This window comes from Pseudomonas sp. HP_01 (assembly GCF_055284355.1).
Genome location: NZ_JBTOPV010000013.1, coordinates 69,845 through 85,374 on the forward strand (window position 1 = coordinate 69,845; position 15,530 = coordinate 85,374).

The following is a 15,530-nucleotide window of genomic DNA, read 5'->3' on the forward strand; positions in this document are numbered from 1 at the left end:
GAACGAGGTGCGTATGTCTACCGAATCCAGCCTGACGGCTCCCCGCCAAGGCATGAACCTGCGTCGATTCGTCGACGACTGGGCGATGCTCATGGCTGCACTGGGCATTTTTGTGCTCTGTGCGCTGCTGATCGACAACTTCATGTCGCCGCTGAACATGCGTGGCCTGGGCCTGGCCATTTCCACGGTCGGCATTGCCGCCTGCACCATGCTCTACTGCCTGGCATCCGGGCATTTCGACCTGTCGGTCGGTTCGGTGCTGGCGTGTTCAGGCGTGATTGCCGGGATCGTGATTCGCGACACCGACAGCGTGTTTCTGGGCGTATCGGCGGCGCTGGCCATGGGCTTGCTGGTCGGGCTGATCAACGGCATCGTCATCGCCAAGCTGCGCATCAACGCGCTGATCACCACCCTGGCGACCATGCAGATTGTCCGGGGGCTGGCTTACATATTCTCCAACGGTAAAGCCGTGGGCGTCGGCGACGAGGCCTTCTTCGTGTTCGGTAACGGTCAGCTGTTTGGCGTGCCGGTGCCGATTCTGATCACCATCGTCTGCTTTATATTCTTCGGCTGGCTGCTGAACTACACCACTTATGGGCGCAACACGCTGGCCATCGGCGGCAACCAGGAAGCGGCGTTGCTGGCAGGTGTCCACGTCGACCGTACCAAGATCATCATCTTCGCCGTGCACGGCCTGATTGGCGCGCTGGCCGGTGTGGTGCTGGCCTCGCGCATGACCTCGGGTCAGCCAATGATCGGCCAGGGTTTCGAGCTGACGGTGATTTCTGCATGCGTGCTGGGCGGCGTTTCCCTGAGCGGCGGCATCGGCATGATTCGCCATGTCATCGCCGGGGTGTTGATTCTGGCGATCATCGAAAATGCCATGAACCTGAAGAACATCGACACGTTCTACCAATATGTGATTCGCGGCACGATCCTGCTGCTGGCGGTGATCATCGACCGGTTGAAGCGTCGCTGATCAAGCGTCGATGAACGTCCGCTGCGTGGGGCTGGTACTTCCCCACGCAGCGCTGCGTTAGGGTGACCCCCCTCGTCAGTCCCCGCTCATTTGTCCGAGCACGTTCAACCCCACAGATCCCAATCCCTGGACACCCTTCGCTCTGGCACCCTTCGCTCTGGCAACAACCCGCATTACACGAGTTTCGAGGTCTCGAAGATCAGCCGCATCGTCGCCTGAGCCAGCGACTGAGCTTCAATGCGTATCGTCTCCAGCTGCACTGTGGCCTCGGTGAACCGGGGGTCGTGGTTACGGACTTCAATAAGCTGCGTCAACTGCAGCGAAGCGTCGATGAGGCCGTAAAGATTGCGGTGCAGCTGATGGGTGACCTTAGTCAGGTGGGGGTATACGTCCGGGTTATCTTCAGGATCAATCACCAGTGCCGTATTCACCGCGTCGGCAGAGGACCTGTTGCCGCTCATGACATAGTTCAGGTCAACGCCGGCTTCCGCGATGCGAAGCAGATAATCGGCTTTCGGTGACCGGGTGCCGTTTTCGTAATTGCCCTGTGCGTTGGTTTCGACGCCGCCAATTGCGCCCAATGCACTCTGCGACAGCTTCAACCTGTTGCGTTCCTGCCTGAGTCGCAGGCCAATGCCTTTCATATATTCAACTCCATTTGACCATCCCTGACGTTAGCAGCTGATTGCGTACCCATGGATCGACTCGGCTTCGCGAATGAGCAGATCAACGCAAACGGATGCAGTTTCTGAGGCTTCAACTATTCAGAACCGGCGAAACAATAACGTTATCTGTTTCGATTGTGGATCCGAACTTAGCGTGTTGTAGGAGTTTTCTCAAGCAGTTGTATGACAACTATTCGTATGAAGGGTTTTTAAGGGATGGTGCAGCGCTTTGAATGGCGGGGGCGAAGCAGGTGGGCAACCGGGCACGGGAGGTGCCCGGTGTCGATGCGATCAGGAAGGGCAGCGGGCATCAGGTTGACGCGCCCATTGCGTGGCGGTGCGGGCGATTGTATCGGCCAGCGTCGAAACGGCTTTCTGGTGCGCGACTACGAGATTTTCCATACCGATACCGGCCGGTTGGCGAATGACGCTGCTGCAGGTGAGGGTCTGCCGTTTGCTGCCGGGCCCGGCACCGCCACCACGCAGGCTCAAATTCCAGACCACGTCGATCAGCGCGTATTGATCCAGTACCGATTCAAAGCGACGGACGTCAGCGCGCACCGAGAGCGCCGGCTGGTCACTTTGTTTGGGCAAGCCCGCGAGATCCCGGGAGCCAAAGCGCCGCTCCAGCTGCCCGGTCAGTGCGTCGTGGAACTCATCGCCCAATGGCGCGCCCCAGCGCTCGTTCTCCAGAATCGCCAGGCTGCCGTTGCCCTGGCGGATGACCAGCGGCGGCTGATCGACCTGCACCGGCATGAGCACCGCCTGCATTTCAAACTGGAACGGCGCCTGGCTCACACTGGCCGGCGCCGGAGTGGCCGGCGCGATCAATGTGTAATAGTGGGTCGGCGTAGAGGCGCAGGCCGTTACACCGAGCACACAGGCCAGCGCGAGGAAAGAGTTTCGGAAAGTAGAGCTACGTAAGGTCATTGAGCAGGCTCCGGAGCGATTTCGCGGGAAGAGGACGATCCTTTGTAAGAGCCTGGCGCAGCATCACCCGACCGGCCACGAATCAGCGACTCAGGATGACGACTGAGGAAGTCGGTCAATACCCGCACCGAGCGTGCCGTGCGCTGCACTTCTTCCATGGCCTGACCCAATTGCTGACGCGCCGGGGAGTCATCCGACAACGTTTCGTTGGCCGTGCCCAGGGTTTTCTGCGCTTGTTGCAACGCGCCGCGCATCTGAGGCAACACGTCGCTGTTGACCTGCTTCATGGTTTTCTGAAGTTCGATCAGGCTGCCGTTGAGGTTCTTCGCCAGGTCGTCGAGGGGGATTTTACCGAGCTTGTCGACGAACGCCTGCAACTGCTCTTGCAGTTTGTCGAAGCTGCCGGGCACCGTCGGAATCTCCAGCGGCCGGGCTTTGGCGTTGTATGAGACTTTTGCCGCCTTGGGGTCGAAATCCATGGCAACGTAAAGTTGCCCTGTCAGCAGGTTGCCGGTACGCACTTGAGCACGCAGGCCACGTTCAATGAATTGCCCGAGAACCCTCGATGTTTTTTCTTCATCGTCGCCTGCGCCTGCCTGCTGCTGCAGCTTGTCATTGGCCGCACCCAGTCGCTGCGGATAAATGACTGCACCGACGATGCCGGGGAACGTGCCCGTGGCGGCGTCGTAGTCGAGATCCACCGAGACCACTCGGCCTATATTCACGCCGAGGAAGTCCACCGGGGCATTGACCACCAGGCCCCGCAGCGACTGGTTGAAGCGCATGCGGATGTATTTGGGCTCGCCATCGGGCGGCGCCAGTGCCGTGGCCTGGTCTTCGAACAGTTTGAATTCAGCATTGCCGTCGGCGATCTTGGCGTCCGGGCTGTATTTGGGTTCGCGGAAGGCGATACCGCCGGACAGGATCGACGCCATGGACTGGGTCGACACTTTCAGGCCCGAGGCGCCAAGGGTCACGTCCACGCCGCTGGCGTTCCAGAAGCGCGAGTCAGTAAGCACATATTGATCATTGGGCGCGCCAACGAAAATCTCGACATCGACGCCCTTGCCGTCCTTGGCCAGTTCGTAGGCCACGACCTGACCCACCTGAATACGGCGGAAGTACACCGGCGATCCGATGTCCAGCGAGCCGAGGTCGTCGGTGTGCAGGATGAAACGCTTGCCTTTCTCCCCGAACGTGACGGCTGGCGGGGTTTCCAGACCGGTGAAGTCTTTTTTGGTTTCTTCAGAGCTGCCGGCATCGGCGCCAATGAAGGCGCCCGACAAGAGGGTGTCGACGCCGGTGACGCCGTGGGCGCCGATGCGCGGACGCACCACCCAGTACTGCGTGTCCGCACGGGTGAAGGGCACGGCCGACTGGTTCAGGTCGATGCTCGCCAGCACGTGGGTGCGGTCATCGCTTAATTCGATGTCGGTGACGATGCCGATGACCACGTTCTTGTACTTGACCTGGGTTTTCTTGGCCTCCAGACCTTCGGCCGTCAGGAAGCTCACCACCACCTTGGGGCCGACGTTGAGGAAGTCATGAACCACCATCGACAGGCCGATCAGGGCCGCGACGATCGGCACCAGCCAGACCAGTGAAACGCGCACCTTGCGGGCCTTGACCTGGGGGCGGGTCGGCGGGGAGGGGGGTAGGGTGTTATCGGACATCTTCAACCTCTGCGTCCCAGATTAGCCGGGGATCGAACGTCATGGCGGCAAGCATGGTCATCACCACCACCAAACCAAAAAACAGAATGCCAAGGCGCGGCTCGATGGTGCTGAGCCCGCGAAACTGCACCAGCGCTGCGACCAGCGCGACCACCAGCACATCGAGCATGGACCAGTAGCCGATCAATTCGATGAAGCGATACAGCCGCGAACGTTCGCGCATCGCCCAGGTGCTGCGGCGCTGGCATGTCACCAGCATCAGGCCCAGCACCAGAAACTTTATGCAGGGCACAACCACGCTGGCGATGAAAATCAGAATGGCGATGTCCCACGAGCCGCCTTCGGCAAACTCGATCACCCCGCTCATGATGGTGTTCTCGCTGCTGCTGCCGAGCATCGTCGTGTACATCACCGGCAACAGGTTGGCTGGAATGTAGAAGATCAGCCCGGCGATCAGAAAGGCCCAGGTGCGCGTCAGACTGTTGGGCTTGCGCCGATGCACGGGCGAATCGCAGCGCGGGCATTCATGGGCGTCTTCCGGGCAGACGTAACTGCAGACGTGGCACAGGGTGACTTTGTACTCGCGGGCGTACGGAATGCCGTTCATTCGGGTCTGACTCCCAGTTCGTCCCACAGGCGGCGGATGTCTTTGCCGGCGATCAACAGGATCAGCACCATCAGCATTGCCATGGCCCACAGGCCTGCGCCCGGGTGTACGTCCAGCATGCCTGCCAGCTTGACGATCGCCACCAGAATGCCCAGCAGGCACACCTCCAGCATGCTCCAGGGGCGCAGGTGTTCGAGGGTGCGCATGCACATTTTGAAACCGGGGGCGATCTGGCCGCGATGGGCGTGGGCCAGCACCCAGAACAGCAGGGCAATCTGGAGCGCCGGCGCAAGAATGATGGCCAGCCCTGCGACCAGGGCGATCAGCGTGATCTGACCCTGGGCCAGCGCTTGAACCGACCCCCACAGCGTCACCTCGTTGTGCAGGCCCTGCATGCTGATGCTGATGACCGGGAACACGTTGGCGAAAATGAACAAGATGCAAGCCGCGATACTCAGGGCGAGCAACTGTTCGACGGTGAGCCGATGGCTGCGACGGAGGATCGCGGCGCAGCGCAGGCAGTAGGCAGCTTCGCCTTTATTCAGAGGGATGGACTCATAGACCGAGTCGCAATGCTCGCAGATGATCCATTGATCAGCGCGGCTCTGCGTTTCGGCGACCGCTGGCGGCTGCTCGCTTGCATGAGCCTGGCGGTGAGGAATGTCAGTCATCGGCGTGGGCGTCGCGGAATTCATGGGCGTGGTCGGGATTGATCGGGTGTGTTCGACTGCGCGCCCGTGTGGCGGGCGGGTAGCGATACCCTGTCAGTGAAGCGCAGGGCGGCATTGGCTGAAGTGAACGTCATGACGGTGCGCCTGCGAAAAGACTTGAGAGATTGACCACAGTGCCATCATCGCGTTCGGTTATTTTTCAGGCCCGGCAGCAATCTTCGAGGGGCTCTGTCACTGGCGAGGGGTGAAAACGCGTTCATGGCTGTCGCCGAGCAGTGTACCGGCTGGACGCTCAACTCGCACTCGCCTGCGGTGGTAGACTCCCGCCACTTCAAACGAGGAGCGACAGACGTGCGCAAGATGGCAATGATGGTGGCGGTGTTGATGCTGGCGGGTTGTGATGGCGGCAAGCCCGCAACGCCCGCCCAGGTTCCGAGCACTGATTCGACCGCAGAAGCGCCGACGCCCGCTTCGCAGAAATGGACCATTCGTGTCCATTTGAAAGAAGCGCTGAGCGACATGACCTATTGGCTGGTCGAGCACCATTACCCGTCTTACGTGGTGAAGGTCGATGGCAGGGAAGTGGTGATGATCGGGCCGTTCGAATCCCGGGCAGACGCCGAGAAGGCCAAAACGGATATCGACGCCGCGATGGTCAAGGGGCATCGCTTGTCGCAGTTGGAAGTGATCGCGCCGCGGTCACAATAATTTCCAAGGTGATCCGCGCTGAAGGCGGTTCCACCGTTCAAGTAGGACCGGCTTCAGCCGGGAAGAGGCCAGCGCGTCGACTCACAATGTCAGGGTCTAACGCGCGAAATCTCCCGGCCAAATCCAATCTTGCTACGGCGTCAAACGTTTAATCAACGACGGCCCAGCAACAAACCTACCACTAGACCGAAGCCCGCAGAGACCGCTACGGTCTGCCATGGGTGGCCGCCGATGTAGTTTTCGGTGGCATCAACGGCTGGCTTGGCGCGTTCGCGCACGCTGCCCACGGATTCCAGTGCCTGCTTGAGCTTCTGGCTCAGTTGAGCACGCATGGTGTCGGCTTCTTCGCCTACCAGTGAGGCGCTGTCCTTGAGCAGCTTGTCGGACTCTTCGATGAGGGCGGCCAGTTCGCTGAACGCTTGATCCTTGATCTGTTCTACAGCGGCGTTTTGGGCAGCAGTTTTACGAGCCATGGCTAATTTCCTTTCAGTGGTTATGGCAGTGTGCAATGGAGTTTTGAGCGCCTGAAAAGTTGCAGCCCAATTGCGCCGGGGGCCAAAAAGTACAACGAATGGGGTCGGGATTCATCGTCGGCAGGTGTAAGATGCTGACGCTTTTCGAGCCAGTCACCGGCTCCGTTTATGCGTTTCGTTTTGCACATCGAGGTACATATCATGAGCTACAACCTGGCCAATAAAACCCTTCCGGAACGCGCTGCCATCGAGGACGAAAAGTCTCGCCTGTTCGATCTGTGGCAGAGCAATCTGGGCAAGGCCAAGGCTGACGCCGCCCGGCTGATGGGCGAACGGGCCAAGCGCAAGGGCAAATGGTCGGAGTGGGTGCGCGGCGAACTCGACGCCATGTCGCCGCCGGAGTACGCCAACATGGTCCGCGCCGAAGTCAATCGTCTGGTGGCGGCTGCGCGGGGCTGAGGGATTCAATACGGCGCTTTTGATGCCTTCCCGGCTAGACCGGTCCCACCGCGCACGTTTTAGTGGGACCGGCTTCAGCCGGGAAGAGGCCAGCCCTTGCGACATCATTTGTGCGGATTTTTGTGGTGTGGCGGCAGCCGCCTTCCCGGCTAAAGCCGGTCCCGCCAAAAACGTAAAGCCAGCCCCACAGGTCCAGCTCCGGCCAGCCCCACTAAAAGCTTCCTACAACGGCTTGGCCACTGCGCTGATGTCGATGCGTTTGGGCAGCAAATGGTTTTCAAAAAACAGATCGGCCGTCTGCTGCTGCGCCGCAATGATCTGCGGGGTGATCGGCAGAATCGGCGAGGCAGGGCGGTTGTCCATGTAGCGGGCAATCACCACCTGGGGCAGGCCCATTGAACGGGTCAGCACGTCCAGGCTCAGCTGCCGCTGGCTGCGGGTCAGCGCTTCGGCTTGTGTCAGCTGTTCGAGCAATGCGTTGATCAAGGCCCCGTGCCCAGCGGCGTACGAACGTCTGGCGGTGTAGATCGGCCCGGACAGTCCCAGGCCTGAGCCATCCGCCAGCAACCGAGCTCCACCGCTGCTCAGTGCCAGCGACGAGAACGGTTCCCAGATCGCCCAGGCATCGACGCTGCCTTGTTCGAACGCCGCGCGGGCATCGGCCGGGCTGAGGTAAACCGGCTGGATGTCGGTGTACTGCAGCCCGGCATGGTTCAGGGCGCGGAGGATCAGGTTGTGGGAGCTGGAGCCTTTCTGGAACGCCACCTTCTTGCCCTTCAAGTCCGCCAGTTGCTGCAGCGGGCTGTCGGCCGCGACCACCAGGGTTTCCGCCTGCGGCTTGGCGGGCTCGGCGCCGATGTAGAGCAGGTCGGCACCGGCGGCCTGTGCGAACAGCGGCGGAATGTCGCCGGTGGAGCCCACATCCAGCGCGCCGATGTTCAAGGCCTCCAGCATCTGCGGCCCCGCCGGGAATTCAATCCACTGCACATGGGTGCCGGGAAAGCGCTTCTCCAGCAGGCCCTGTTCCTTGGCCAACACCAACGCAATCGAGCCCTTCTGATAACCGATGCGCAGCTCGGCCGGATCGGATGAATCGGCCGCGGCGGCGACGTTCCCGCAGGCCAGGTTGATCCCGATCACCGCCAGCAATGCGCTGCCCAATGTGCGCACTATTTTCATACGTTCAAACCCTCTTCGTTTCTGTGTGCAGGGCGATGCCCTGGTGTGGCGCTGAACCGGTTGGCCGGACGCGGCAAACCCAAGTGCTCGCGCAAGGTGCTGCCGGCGTATTCCCGGCGGAACAAACCGCGCCGCTGCAGCTCGGGAATCACCTTGTGCGCCACGTCTTCCAGCCCGCCCGGCAAGTGCGGCACGAGCACATTGAAACCGTCCGCGGCGCCTTGCTCGAACCAGGCCTGCCAGTGATCGGCAATCTCGCTGGCGGTGCCGATCACGCTGAAATGGCCTCGGCCGCCAGCGATTCGTCGTCCGAGCTGCGCCAGGGTCAGGTGTTCGTCCTGCGCCAGCTGCGAGAGCAGGACCTGGCGGCTTTGCTGGCCGCTCCGGGTCAATGGCAGCGCGGGCAAGGGTTCATCCAGCGGGTAACCCGACAGGTCGAAGTTGCCCAGCATTCTCCCCAGTAACGCGACGCCGACGCGGGGCTCCACCAACGCCTGGAACGCTTCGAACTTGTCCCGGGCCTGAGCCTCGCTGTCGCCGACCACCACGAACATGCCGGGCATGATCTTGAGCGTGTCGGGGTCTCGGCCGAAGCCGACGGCGCGAGACTTCAGGTCCTGATAGAACGCCTGGGCAGCGGCCAGCGAAGGCTGAGCGGTGAATACAACTTCGGCAGTCTGCGCCGCCAGCGTGCGACCGGCCTCCGACGAGCCGGCCTGCACCACCACCGGCTGACCCTGGGGCGAGCGGGCCACATTGAGCGGGCCTTTGACTCTGAAGTGCTCACCCTGGTGATCCAGCACGTGCAGGCCGTCCGGGCGGTAATACGCGCCACTGGCCTTGTCCCGCACGAAAGCGTCGTCGTCCCAGCTGTCCCACAATCCGGTCACGACCTGATGAAACTCCCGGGCGCGGCTGTAGCGCTCGGCATGGTCGATGTGCTCGTCGCGGCCGAAATTCAGGGCTTCGGCGGCGGCATCCGATGTCACCAGGTTCCAGCCCGCACGTCCTCCGGACAGGTGATCCAGGGAGGCGAATTTACGGGCGATGTGGAAGGGCTCGTTGTAACTGGTGGTGGCGGTGACAATCAGGCCGATGCGCTCGGTCACCGCGCTCAGCGCCGAGACCAGCGTCAGGGGTTCGAAGTGGTCCGAGCGGGCCATGTGGCGAGCAGCGTCCCCGGTCGCGGCGGCCACGCTGTCAGCGATGAACAGCGTGTCGAACTTCGCCGCCTCGGCCACCTGCGCCAGGTGTTTGTAATGCGTGAAGTCCAGGCCCGCGTCGGCTGGTACGTCCGGGTGGCGCCACGCCGCGACGTGGTGCCCGGTGGCCATCAGGAACGCGCCCAGTTTCATCTGCCGGGGCTCAGTGCGTGTTTGCCGCGAGTCAGCGCTTGTCTGCGGGGGTTCAGTGCTCATTGCCGCTGCCTTTCATGAAGTGTCCTTGTGAAGGTTCGCCCATGCTCAGAAATCCTTGCGCACTTGCACGCCGAAGTAGCGCTCGTCGTCCCGTGGCACGGCGCGGTAGATGTAGCCCGAGCCGCTGGCAAGCAGGGGGGAGTAGGATGTGTCGGCGAGGTTTTTCGCCAGCACCGCGACGCGCCAGCCATTGCTGTAATCGGCCACGGCTGCGCTGGCGTTCCACAGGCCGTAGGCGCCCTGTCGGGTGTCCGGGTTCTGGCTGATGTCGTACTGCACTTCGCTCTGCCAGCTGTAGTCAGTGCCCAGTTCGATGTCCAGACCGTTGTCCAGCGGGATGGTGTAGTCGGCGCGCACGTAGCTTTTCCAGTCTGGCGCGTAGGGCAGCGTCTTGCCGTTCACGTCACAGGACGCCGCCGCGCCCGCCGGGCAGCTGAACTGGTCGATGCGCGCTTTGGTGTAGGCAATGGCGCCGGAGAATTTCAGATTGCGTGTGGCCTGCAAGGCGTAATCGGCCTCGACCCCTTCGGTGCTGACGCTGCCGGCGTTAATCAGCCGGGTCACCACTTGGCCGGCCACGCTGTCGAAGAAGTTCGCCTGATAGTTGCTGTACTCGCTATGAAATACCGCGACGTTGGTGGTCAGGCGGTGGTTCCAGCTCGTGGCCTTGATGCCCAGTTCCCAGTTGTTCGAGGTCTCGGGCTTGAGGGCGCCGGTGTCCCGGGGCTGCATGTTGAAAAACACGTTGTAGGCCGGGCCTTTGTAGCCGCGCGAGTAGGTCAGATAGGCCATGACTGAATCGCTCAGGTCATATTGCACGCCCAGTCGTCCGGACCAGCCGTCTTCGTCCACTGACCCGGAGCTGCTGGTGCCGGGTTGAATGCCACTGACCGTGGTGGCGGAAGTCGAGACGCGGCGGTGATCGTATTCGAGGTCGTCGTGGGTCCAGCGCAGACCGGCGATGCCTCGAAACGCCGATGTGAAATTCAGCGTGCTTTCGCCGAACACCGCGTAGCTGTCACTGGTGGTGCTGTAGTCGGCGACGCCGGTGTTGGTCGCGGTGGGCGTGATCAGCCCACGGCGGTAGGTTTCGTCATCCTTGCCGTGCATGTAATACAGGCCGCCGACGTACTCAAGAAACTGCCCTTTGGGTGAGGCCAGTCGCAGCTCCTGGGAGTATTGATTGAAATTCAGATCGCCCTTGTCTGCGGTGGCGGGGAAGGCGGCGCTGACGTTGGCCAGTCGGTCACCATCCTGCCACTGCGTATTGTTCCAGCCGCGCCACGCGGTGATCGAGGTCAGCGTGTAATCGCCCAGGTTCCAGTCCAGTTGCGCCGACAGGCCTTTGTTGATGTCATCGACATGGCTGCGGTCATCGCTGACCAGATCGCGGTTGTCGTGGCTGGCGCGCACCGGCGACAGTGCGTTGGCAAAGGCCGGTGTCAGCGACTGGCTGATGACGCCGTTGGGGGTGTCGTCGTGAGACTGCATGTAGTCGCCGATGACGGTCAGTTTGACGTCCTCGTTGGGGGTGAATTCCAGCTTGCCGCGCGCGCCTTTGTGGTTGTAGCCGTTGACCTCCTGGCCGTTGGCCTTGTTGTGCACGTTGCCGTCGTAGGTGCCGAACAACGTCGTGACCGAGGCCTTCAGGGTGTCGGGCATCAGGCTGCCGCCAATGCCGAAACGGGTGCGGCTTTCGTTGCCGCTGTAGTAGGACTGATCGATGTAACCGTGGGTCTCGGCGGTGGGCGCCTTGCTGACGATGTTCAGCACACCGGCCGAGGCGTTCTTCCCAAACAGCGTGCCTTGGGGGCCGCGCAGGACTTCGATGCGCTCAAGGTCCAGCAGGTCCAGGGTCGCTTGACCGGGCCGCGCGTAGACCACCCCGTCCACCACCGTCGCAACCGTGGGCTCGACGCCCGGGGATGTGGAAATCGTGCCAACGCCGCGCATGAACAATGAGGTGTCCTTGTTCGAGGCACCGGTGCGGAAATTCAGCGCAGGCACCTGTTGCGCGATGCTGGCGACGCCGTTGCGGTTGTCGCGCTCCAGCTGTTCGCCATCCAGCACCGTGACGGCGACCGGCACCTGCTGTAGCGGTTCTTCCCGGCGGGTGGCGGTGACTGTGACGGCCTGCAGGGTGGCGGTTTCCGGTGACTGCTCCGCGCCTGAGGGCGGGGTCGACAGGTCCGCCGCGAAGGCCGGCAGTGCGCACAGCGTCAGTGCTGCTGCAATGGCGTGACTGAGGTAACTCGGTGAAGGGAACGCCCCTGTGTGTCGCATGATCGTTGCTCGCTGATGAATGCCTGTCGGAAGGTGGCTCTGCGGCCACTGAGTGTGCTGCGCGGCAGAGAAGTGGGCATTCGCTCAAGCGAGTAGCTGATACTGTCGGTTAGCGCTAACATCGCCAGTATCTGTAATCGTTGAATAGACCGTCCAATACTGAAAAATCAGCTTTAAATAATCTCAGGTTATAACCAGTCTTTCGGCGGGAGCGAGCGCTTTGACCGACACAGCAGATCCCCCACGCAAGCGACGCGGGGCCGGGCGCGTGACCCAGGACACCGTGGCCCGCCATGTCGGCGTGTCGACGATGACGGTGTCGCGTTACTTCAATCAGCCCGATCAGGTGTCCGACGAGCATCGTCAGCGCATCGCAGCGGCCGTTGCCGAACTGGGTTACGTGCCCAATCTGGTGGCCGGAGGGCTGGCGTCGGCGAAGGGCAGGATTGTGGCGATGGTGGTGCCGAACATCTCCGGGCCGATCTTCGCCGACACTATTCAGGGCTTCAGCGACACCCTGGCGCAGCACGGTTATCAGCTGCTGCTGGCGTCGAGCTATTTCTCCACCGAGCAGGAAGAGCGGGCGATCCGCGCGTTTCTCGGTTGGTCACCCGCTGCGCTGGTGGTCACCAGCCACTTTCACAGCGAGGCCACGGAGAAGATGCTCGCGGCGGCGCACATCCCGCTGATCGAAACCTGGGACTACCAGCCCGATCGCGCGCCGATCCAGATCGGCTTTTCCCACCATGAAGTGGGCGTTACCGGTGCGCGTTATCTGCTGGAGCGCGGTTATCGGCGCGTGGCGTTCGTGCTCAACAGCGCGGCGGGGGACTTCAGCGCTCAAGAACGCTGCGCCGGGTATGTGCAGGCGCTGGAAGCGGCCGGGGTCAGCCCGCAGATTTTCACGCCGGCGGGCGATCTTGCGCCGTTCGAAGCCGGCAAGCAGGCGTTCACTGAGCTGATGCAGCACGCCACGCCTCCCGATGCGATCTTCTTCGCCAACGACAACCTGGCCGCCGGCGGGTTGCTCGCGGCGCAGCGTGCAGGGGTGAGCATTTCGGGTGATTGCGCAATGCTGGGTTTCGGCGATTACCCCTTCGCCGAAATGCTCATGCCCAGCCTCAGCACAATCAAGCCGCCCGCGTTGCAGATTGGCGTGCTTGCTGCCGAGCGGGTGCTACAACGCCTGGGCGTGATCGATGCCAACGAAGTATTTCAGCGTCTCAATTTGCTGGAGTGCCGGTTGATCGGCCGGGAAAGCACCTAGCGACGTTGTGCTGAGCCGCCATCACCAAGTGCCGCTAGCCGGTTTTGGCAGGCTCAGTGTGCCGCTGTCCTCAAAGCGCATGGTGCCGAACAGTCCGCCGGCCAGCTTGCCGTGCAGTTCGTAGGGTAGGTTGTCCAAGCGCTGCTGATCAGCGAGGCCCACCGCCTGGCGCAGGGCGGCAAAGGCAGAAACGGTGACCGGCACCGTCAGTACGCCCTCGGAAAACCGTCCGATCGTGCCTTTCTGATCACTGACGCCTGCGGCCAGCAACCGGCCGTTGACGTCCAGGTTCAGCGCCACGCCGTCGTACTGGATGTCGGTGTCGTTGGGATTCTGCAAGCGCAGCTTCACGGCGAAGCGGATTTCCAGATCCTGACCGGGCAGAGGATCGATGCCGACCACGTTGATGTTCAGCGGATCGCGGTTGGGGAACAGCGCGCAGGCGCTCAGTGCGAGCACCATGGTCAGGCCGGCGAGGAGGGTGCGGATCAGGCGTAGCGGCATCGGTGACTCCCGTGGCAGGCGGCTGGGGCGCAACACGCCCCTTCAAACGTCCTGACGATTCAAGTGTGCGACCTCGCGCGCCCGAAGAGGTTCTGCTTCAGGGCTGGAGGGGCGGGTCTTGCAGCACCTTCAACGTCGCGGCTTCCGGGTCGAATTCGGTGAGCTCGGGCTCCTGATATTCCTCCGGCAGGAAGATATTGAGGATGATCGCGCAGAACGCGCCGACGGTGATGGGCGATTCGAAAATGTTGTGCAGCGCCTTGGGCAGCTCGCGCAGGACCTCCGGCACGGCCGCGACGCCCAGGCCCATGCCCAGGGAAATCGCCACGATCAGCATGTTGCGGCGATGCAGGCCGGCCTCCGAGAGGATCTTGATGCCGGCCACCGCGACGGTGCCGAACATGATCAGCGTCGCGCCGCCCAGCACTGGCTTGGGCATCAGTTGCAGCACGGCGCCGATGATCGGGAACAGGCCCAGCAGGACCAGAATCCCGGCGATGAAAAACGCTACGTAGCGGCTGGCCACACCGGTCAGCTGAATGACCCCGTTGTTCTGCGCGAACGTCACCATGGGCAGGCTGTTGAACGTCGCGGCCAGTGCCGAGTTCAGCCCATCGGCCAGCAGCCCCGACTTGATCCGGCGGATGTACACCGGCCCGCTTACCGGCTGCTGGGAGATCATCGAGTTGGCGGTAAGGTCCCCGGCGGCCTCCAGCGGCGACACGAGAAAGATCACCGCGATCGGGATGAATGCCAGCAGATCGAAGGAAAAGCCGTATTTGAAGGGCACCGGCAGGCTCATCATTGGCACTTGGGGCATCTGCGCGAAATCCACCCGCCCCATGAACCAGGCGACGGCGAAGCCCAGGGTCAGGCCGATGATGATCGCGCTCAGGCGCAATAGCGGAATATTGAATCGGTTGAGCACCACGATGGTGATCAGCACCAGACCCGCCAGGCCCATGTTCGCCGCCGAACCCAGGTCGCTGGCGCCGAAGCCGCCGGCCATGTCGGTCATCGCCACTTTCAACAGCGACAGGCCCATCAGGGTAATGATCGTGCCGGTAACCACCGGGGTGATCAGCTTGCGCAATCTGCCGATGAACTGGCTGAGGACGACCTCGACGAACGCTGCGCAGAAGCACACGCCGAAGATCGTCGAAAGGATTTCGTCCGTGCCGCCGCCGCGACTCTTCACCAGAAACCCCGCGCTGAGAATCACGCTGAGAAACGAGAAACTGGTGCCCTGCAGACACAGCAGGCCCGAGCCGATCGGGCCGAAGCGTTTGGCCTGAACGAAGGTGCCCAGTCCGGAGACGAACAGCGCCATGCTGATCAGGTACGGCACTTCACTGTCGAGCCCGAGCACGCTGCCGACGATGAGGGTAGGGGTGATGATGCCGACGAAACTGGCCAGAACGTGCTGCAACGCCGCGAAGATCGCGGCGGTGAAATGCGGCCGGTCATCGAGCCCGTAAATGAGGTCAGTGGGTGCTGGCATGGCAGTCGGTCTTGGGAAAAAGTGCGCGCAGGATGCCAGAAAACACTACTCAGGTCAGCGGGCAACCTCGGGTGGTTCGCAGGCAAATTCTGCCGGCGCTGAACCATCCTCTGCGAAGAGCCTCCATAGTGATGGCCGCCACACGCAGTGACCGTCATTAGCCTGTCGAGTTGGTTCTGCAGTATCTCTGGACAAGGAGGTTTTTACTGAGGC

15 protein-coding genes are annotated in these 15,530 nt (G+C 62.1%); 4 read left to right on the plus strand and 11 right to left on the minus strand.

Annotated features, from left to right (window positions below; genetic code table 11):
• The first annotated feature begins 13 nt into the window (after positions 1–13).
• Complete coding sequence (araH, locus tag ACYAR8_RS10440) at positions 14–979, plus strand: L-arabinose ABC transporter permease AraH (RefSeq protein ID WP_065988753.1); 966 nt, start codon at positions 14–16, stop codon at positions 977–979.
• Positions 980–1,152: 173 nt separating this feature from the next.
• Here araH and ACYAR8_RS10445 read toward each other — a convergent pair whose 3' ends face one another.
• The 5 genes from ACYAR8_RS10445 to ACYAR8_RS10465 form a co-directional block, all read right to left on the minus strand.
• Positions 1,153–1,623 (minus strand): helix-turn-helix domain-containing protein, encoded by a 471-nt coding sequence (locus ACYAR8_RS10445; protein ID WP_463579813.1) that lies wholly within the window; start codon positions 1,621–1,623, stop codon positions 1,153–1,155.
• A 312-nt stretch (positions 1,624–1,935) separates the two neighbouring features.
• Positions 1,936–2,574 carry a PqiC family protein gene (locus tag ACYAR8_RS10450; RefSeq protein WP_108119658.1) on the minus strand — a complete coding sequence of 213 codons (639 nt, stop codon included), beginning with the start codon at positions 2,572–2,574 and terminating at the stop codon, positions 1,936–1,938.
• Positions 2,571–4,247 carry a PqiB family protein gene (locus ACYAR8_RS10455; protein ID WP_463579814.1) on the minus strand — a complete coding sequence of 559 codons (1,677 nt, stop codon included), beginning with the start codon at positions 4,245–4,247 and terminating at the stop codon, positions 2,571–2,573. The genes ACYAR8_RS10450 and ACYAR8_RS10455 overlap by 4 nt, the downstream gene beginning before the upstream one ends.
• Positions 4,237–4,854 carry a paraquat-inducible protein A gene (locus ACYAR8_RS10460; RefSeq protein ID WP_463579815.1) on the minus strand — a complete coding sequence of 206 codons (618 nt, stop codon included), beginning with the start codon at positions 4,852–4,854 and terminating at the stop codon, positions 4,237–4,239. Before ACYAR8_RS10460 ends, ACYAR8_RS10455 begins: the two co-directional genes overlap by 11 nt.
• Entirely contained in the window at positions 4,851–5,549 is a 699-nt protein-coding gene (locus ACYAR8_RS10465) for a paraquat-inducible protein A (protein WP_463579816.1), read from the minus strand. The genes ACYAR8_RS10460 and ACYAR8_RS10465 overlap by 4 nt, the downstream gene beginning before the upstream one ends.
• Positions 5,550–5,876: 327 nt before the next feature.
• Here ACYAR8_RS10465 and ACYAR8_RS10470 point away from each other — a divergent pair, with 327 nt between their 5' ends.
• Complete coding sequence (locus ACYAR8_RS10470; RefSeq protein WP_463579817.1) at positions 5,877–6,233, plus strand: SPOR domain-containing protein; 357 nt, start codon at positions 5,877–5,879, stop codon at positions 6,231–6,233.
• Positions 6,234–6,385: 152 nt separating this feature from the next.
• On the opposite strand, the gene ACYAR8_RS10475 is transcribed toward ACYAR8_RS10470, so the two are convergent.
• Positions 6,386–6,706, minus strand: coding sequence for an ElaB/YgaM/YqjD family protein (locus ACYAR8_RS10475; RefSeq protein WP_074885241.1), 321 nt, complete (start codon positions 6,704–6,706; stop codon positions 6,386–6,388).
• Positions 6,707–6,907: 201 nt separating this feature from the next.
• Between ACYAR8_RS10475 and ACYAR8_RS10480 the strand changes: the two genes are divergently transcribed.
• The gene (locus tag ACYAR8_RS10480; RefSeq protein ID WP_074885371.1) at positions 6,908–7,165 is read left to right on the plus strand and encodes a hypothetical protein; all 258 of its coding nucleotides are present in this window, start codon (positions 6,908–6,910) and stop codon (positions 7,163–7,165) included.
• Between the two features lie 222 nt (positions 7,166–7,387).
• Here the strand turns inward: ACYAR8_RS10480 and ACYAR8_RS10485 are convergent, their stop codons facing one another.
• The 3 genes from ACYAR8_RS10485 to ACYAR8_RS10495 are packed head-to-tail and all read right to left on the minus strand — an operon-like array spanning position 7,388 to position 12,045.
• A complete protein-coding gene (locus ACYAR8_RS10485; protein ID WP_463579818.1) occupies positions 7,388–8,344 on the minus strand; it encodes an aliphatic sulfonate ABC transporter substrate-binding protein in 957 nt (318 codons plus the stop codon).
• Positions 8,341–9,762 carry an LLM class flavin-dependent oxidoreductase gene (locus ACYAR8_RS10490; RefSeq protein WP_463579819.1) on the minus strand — a complete coding sequence of 474 codons (1,422 nt, stop codon included), beginning with the start codon at positions 9,760–9,762 and terminating at the stop codon, positions 8,341–8,343. The genes ACYAR8_RS10485 and ACYAR8_RS10490 overlap by 4 nt, the downstream gene beginning before the upstream one ends.
• A 45-nt stretch (positions 9,763–9,807) precedes the next feature.
• Positions 9,808–12,045, minus strand: coding sequence for a TonB-dependent receptor (locus ACYAR8_RS10495; RefSeq protein WP_463579820.1), 2,238 nt, complete (start codon positions 12,043–12,045; stop codon positions 9,808–9,810).
• Between the two features lie 220 nt (positions 12,046–12,265).
• On the opposite strand from ACYAR8_RS10495, the gene ACYAR8_RS10500 reads away from it, so the two are divergent.
• Positions 12,266–13,312 carry a LacI family DNA-binding transcriptional regulator gene (locus ACYAR8_RS10500; protein ID WP_463579821.1) on the plus strand — a complete coding sequence of 349 codons (1,047 nt, stop codon included), beginning with the start codon at positions 12,266–12,268 and terminating at the stop codon, positions 13,310–13,312.
• 21 nt (positions 13,313–13,333) lie between these two features.
• Here the strand turns inward: ACYAR8_RS10500 and ACYAR8_RS10505 are convergent, their stop codons facing one another.
• Both ACYAR8_RS10505 and ACYAR8_RS10510 read right to left on the minus strand, forming a co-directional pair.
• A complete protein-coding gene (locus ACYAR8_RS10505) occupies positions 13,334–13,816 on the minus strand; it encodes an LEA/WHy family protein (protein WP_463579822.1) in 483 nt (160 codons plus the stop codon).
• A 97-nt stretch (positions 13,817–13,913) separates the two neighbouring features.
• Entirely contained in the window at positions 13,914–15,317 is a 1,404-nt protein-coding gene (locus tag ACYAR8_RS10510) for a nucleobase:cation symporter-2 family protein (RefSeq protein ID WP_463579823.1), read from the minus strand.
• Positions 15,318–15,530: the final 213 nt, after the last annotated feature.

What these genes read in the sequence shown, in the direction of transcription:
- araH (WP_065988753.1), top strand. Translation starts at nt 14, where the DNA reads ATGTCTACCGAATCCAGCCTGACGGCTCCCCGCCAAGGCATGAACCTG.
- ACYAR8_RS10445 (WP_463579813.1), bottom strand. Translation starts at nt 1,623, where the DNA reads ATGAAAGGCATTGGCCTGCGACTCAGGCAGGAACGCAACAGGTTGAAG.
- ACYAR8_RS10450 (WP_108119658.1), bottom strand. Translation starts at nt 2,574, where the DNA reads ATGACCTTACGTAGCTCTACTTTCCGAAACTCTTTCCTCGCGCTGGCC.
- ACYAR8_RS10455 (WP_463579814.1), bottom strand. Translation starts at nt 4,247, where the DNA reads ATGTCCGATAACACCCTACCCCCCTCCCCGCCGACCCGCCCCCAGGTC.
- ACYAR8_RS10460 (WP_463579815.1), bottom strand. Translation starts at nt 4,854, where the DNA reads ATGAACGGCATTCCGTACGCCCGCGAGTACAAAGTCACCCTGTGCCAC.
- ACYAR8_RS10465 (WP_463579816.1), bottom strand. Translation starts at nt 5,549, where the DNA reads ATGAATTCCGCGACGCCCACGCCGATGACTGACATTCCTCACCGCCAG.
- ACYAR8_RS10475 (WP_074885241.1), bottom strand. Translation starts at nt 6,706, where the DNA reads ATGGCTCGTAAAACTGCTGCCCAAAACGCCGCTGTAGAACAGATCAAG.
- ACYAR8_RS10480 (WP_074885371.1), top strand. Translation starts at nt 6,908, where the DNA reads ATGAGCTACAACCTGGCCAATAAAACCCTTCCGGAACGCGCTGCCATC.
- ACYAR8_RS10485 (WP_463579818.1), bottom strand. Translation starts at nt 8,344, where the DNA reads ATGAAAATAGTGCGCACATTGGGCAGCGCATTGCTGGCGGTGATCGGG.
- ACYAR8_RS10490 (WP_463579819.1), bottom strand. Translation starts at nt 9,762, where the DNA reads ATGAGCACTGAACCCCCGCAGACAAGCGCTGACTCGCGGCAAACACGC.
- ACYAR8_RS10495 (WP_463579820.1), bottom strand. Translation starts at nt 12,045, where the DNA reads ATGCGACACACAGGGGCGTTCCCTTCACCGAGTTACCTCAGTCACGCC.
- ACYAR8_RS10505 (WP_463579822.1), bottom strand. Translation starts at nt 13,816, where the DNA reads ATGCCGCTACGCCTGATCCGCACCCTCCTCGCCGGCCTGACCATGGTG.
- ACYAR8_RS10510 (WP_463579823.1), bottom strand. Translation starts at nt 15,317, where the DNA reads ATGCCAGCACCCACTGACCTCATTTACGGGCTCGATGACCGGCCGCAT.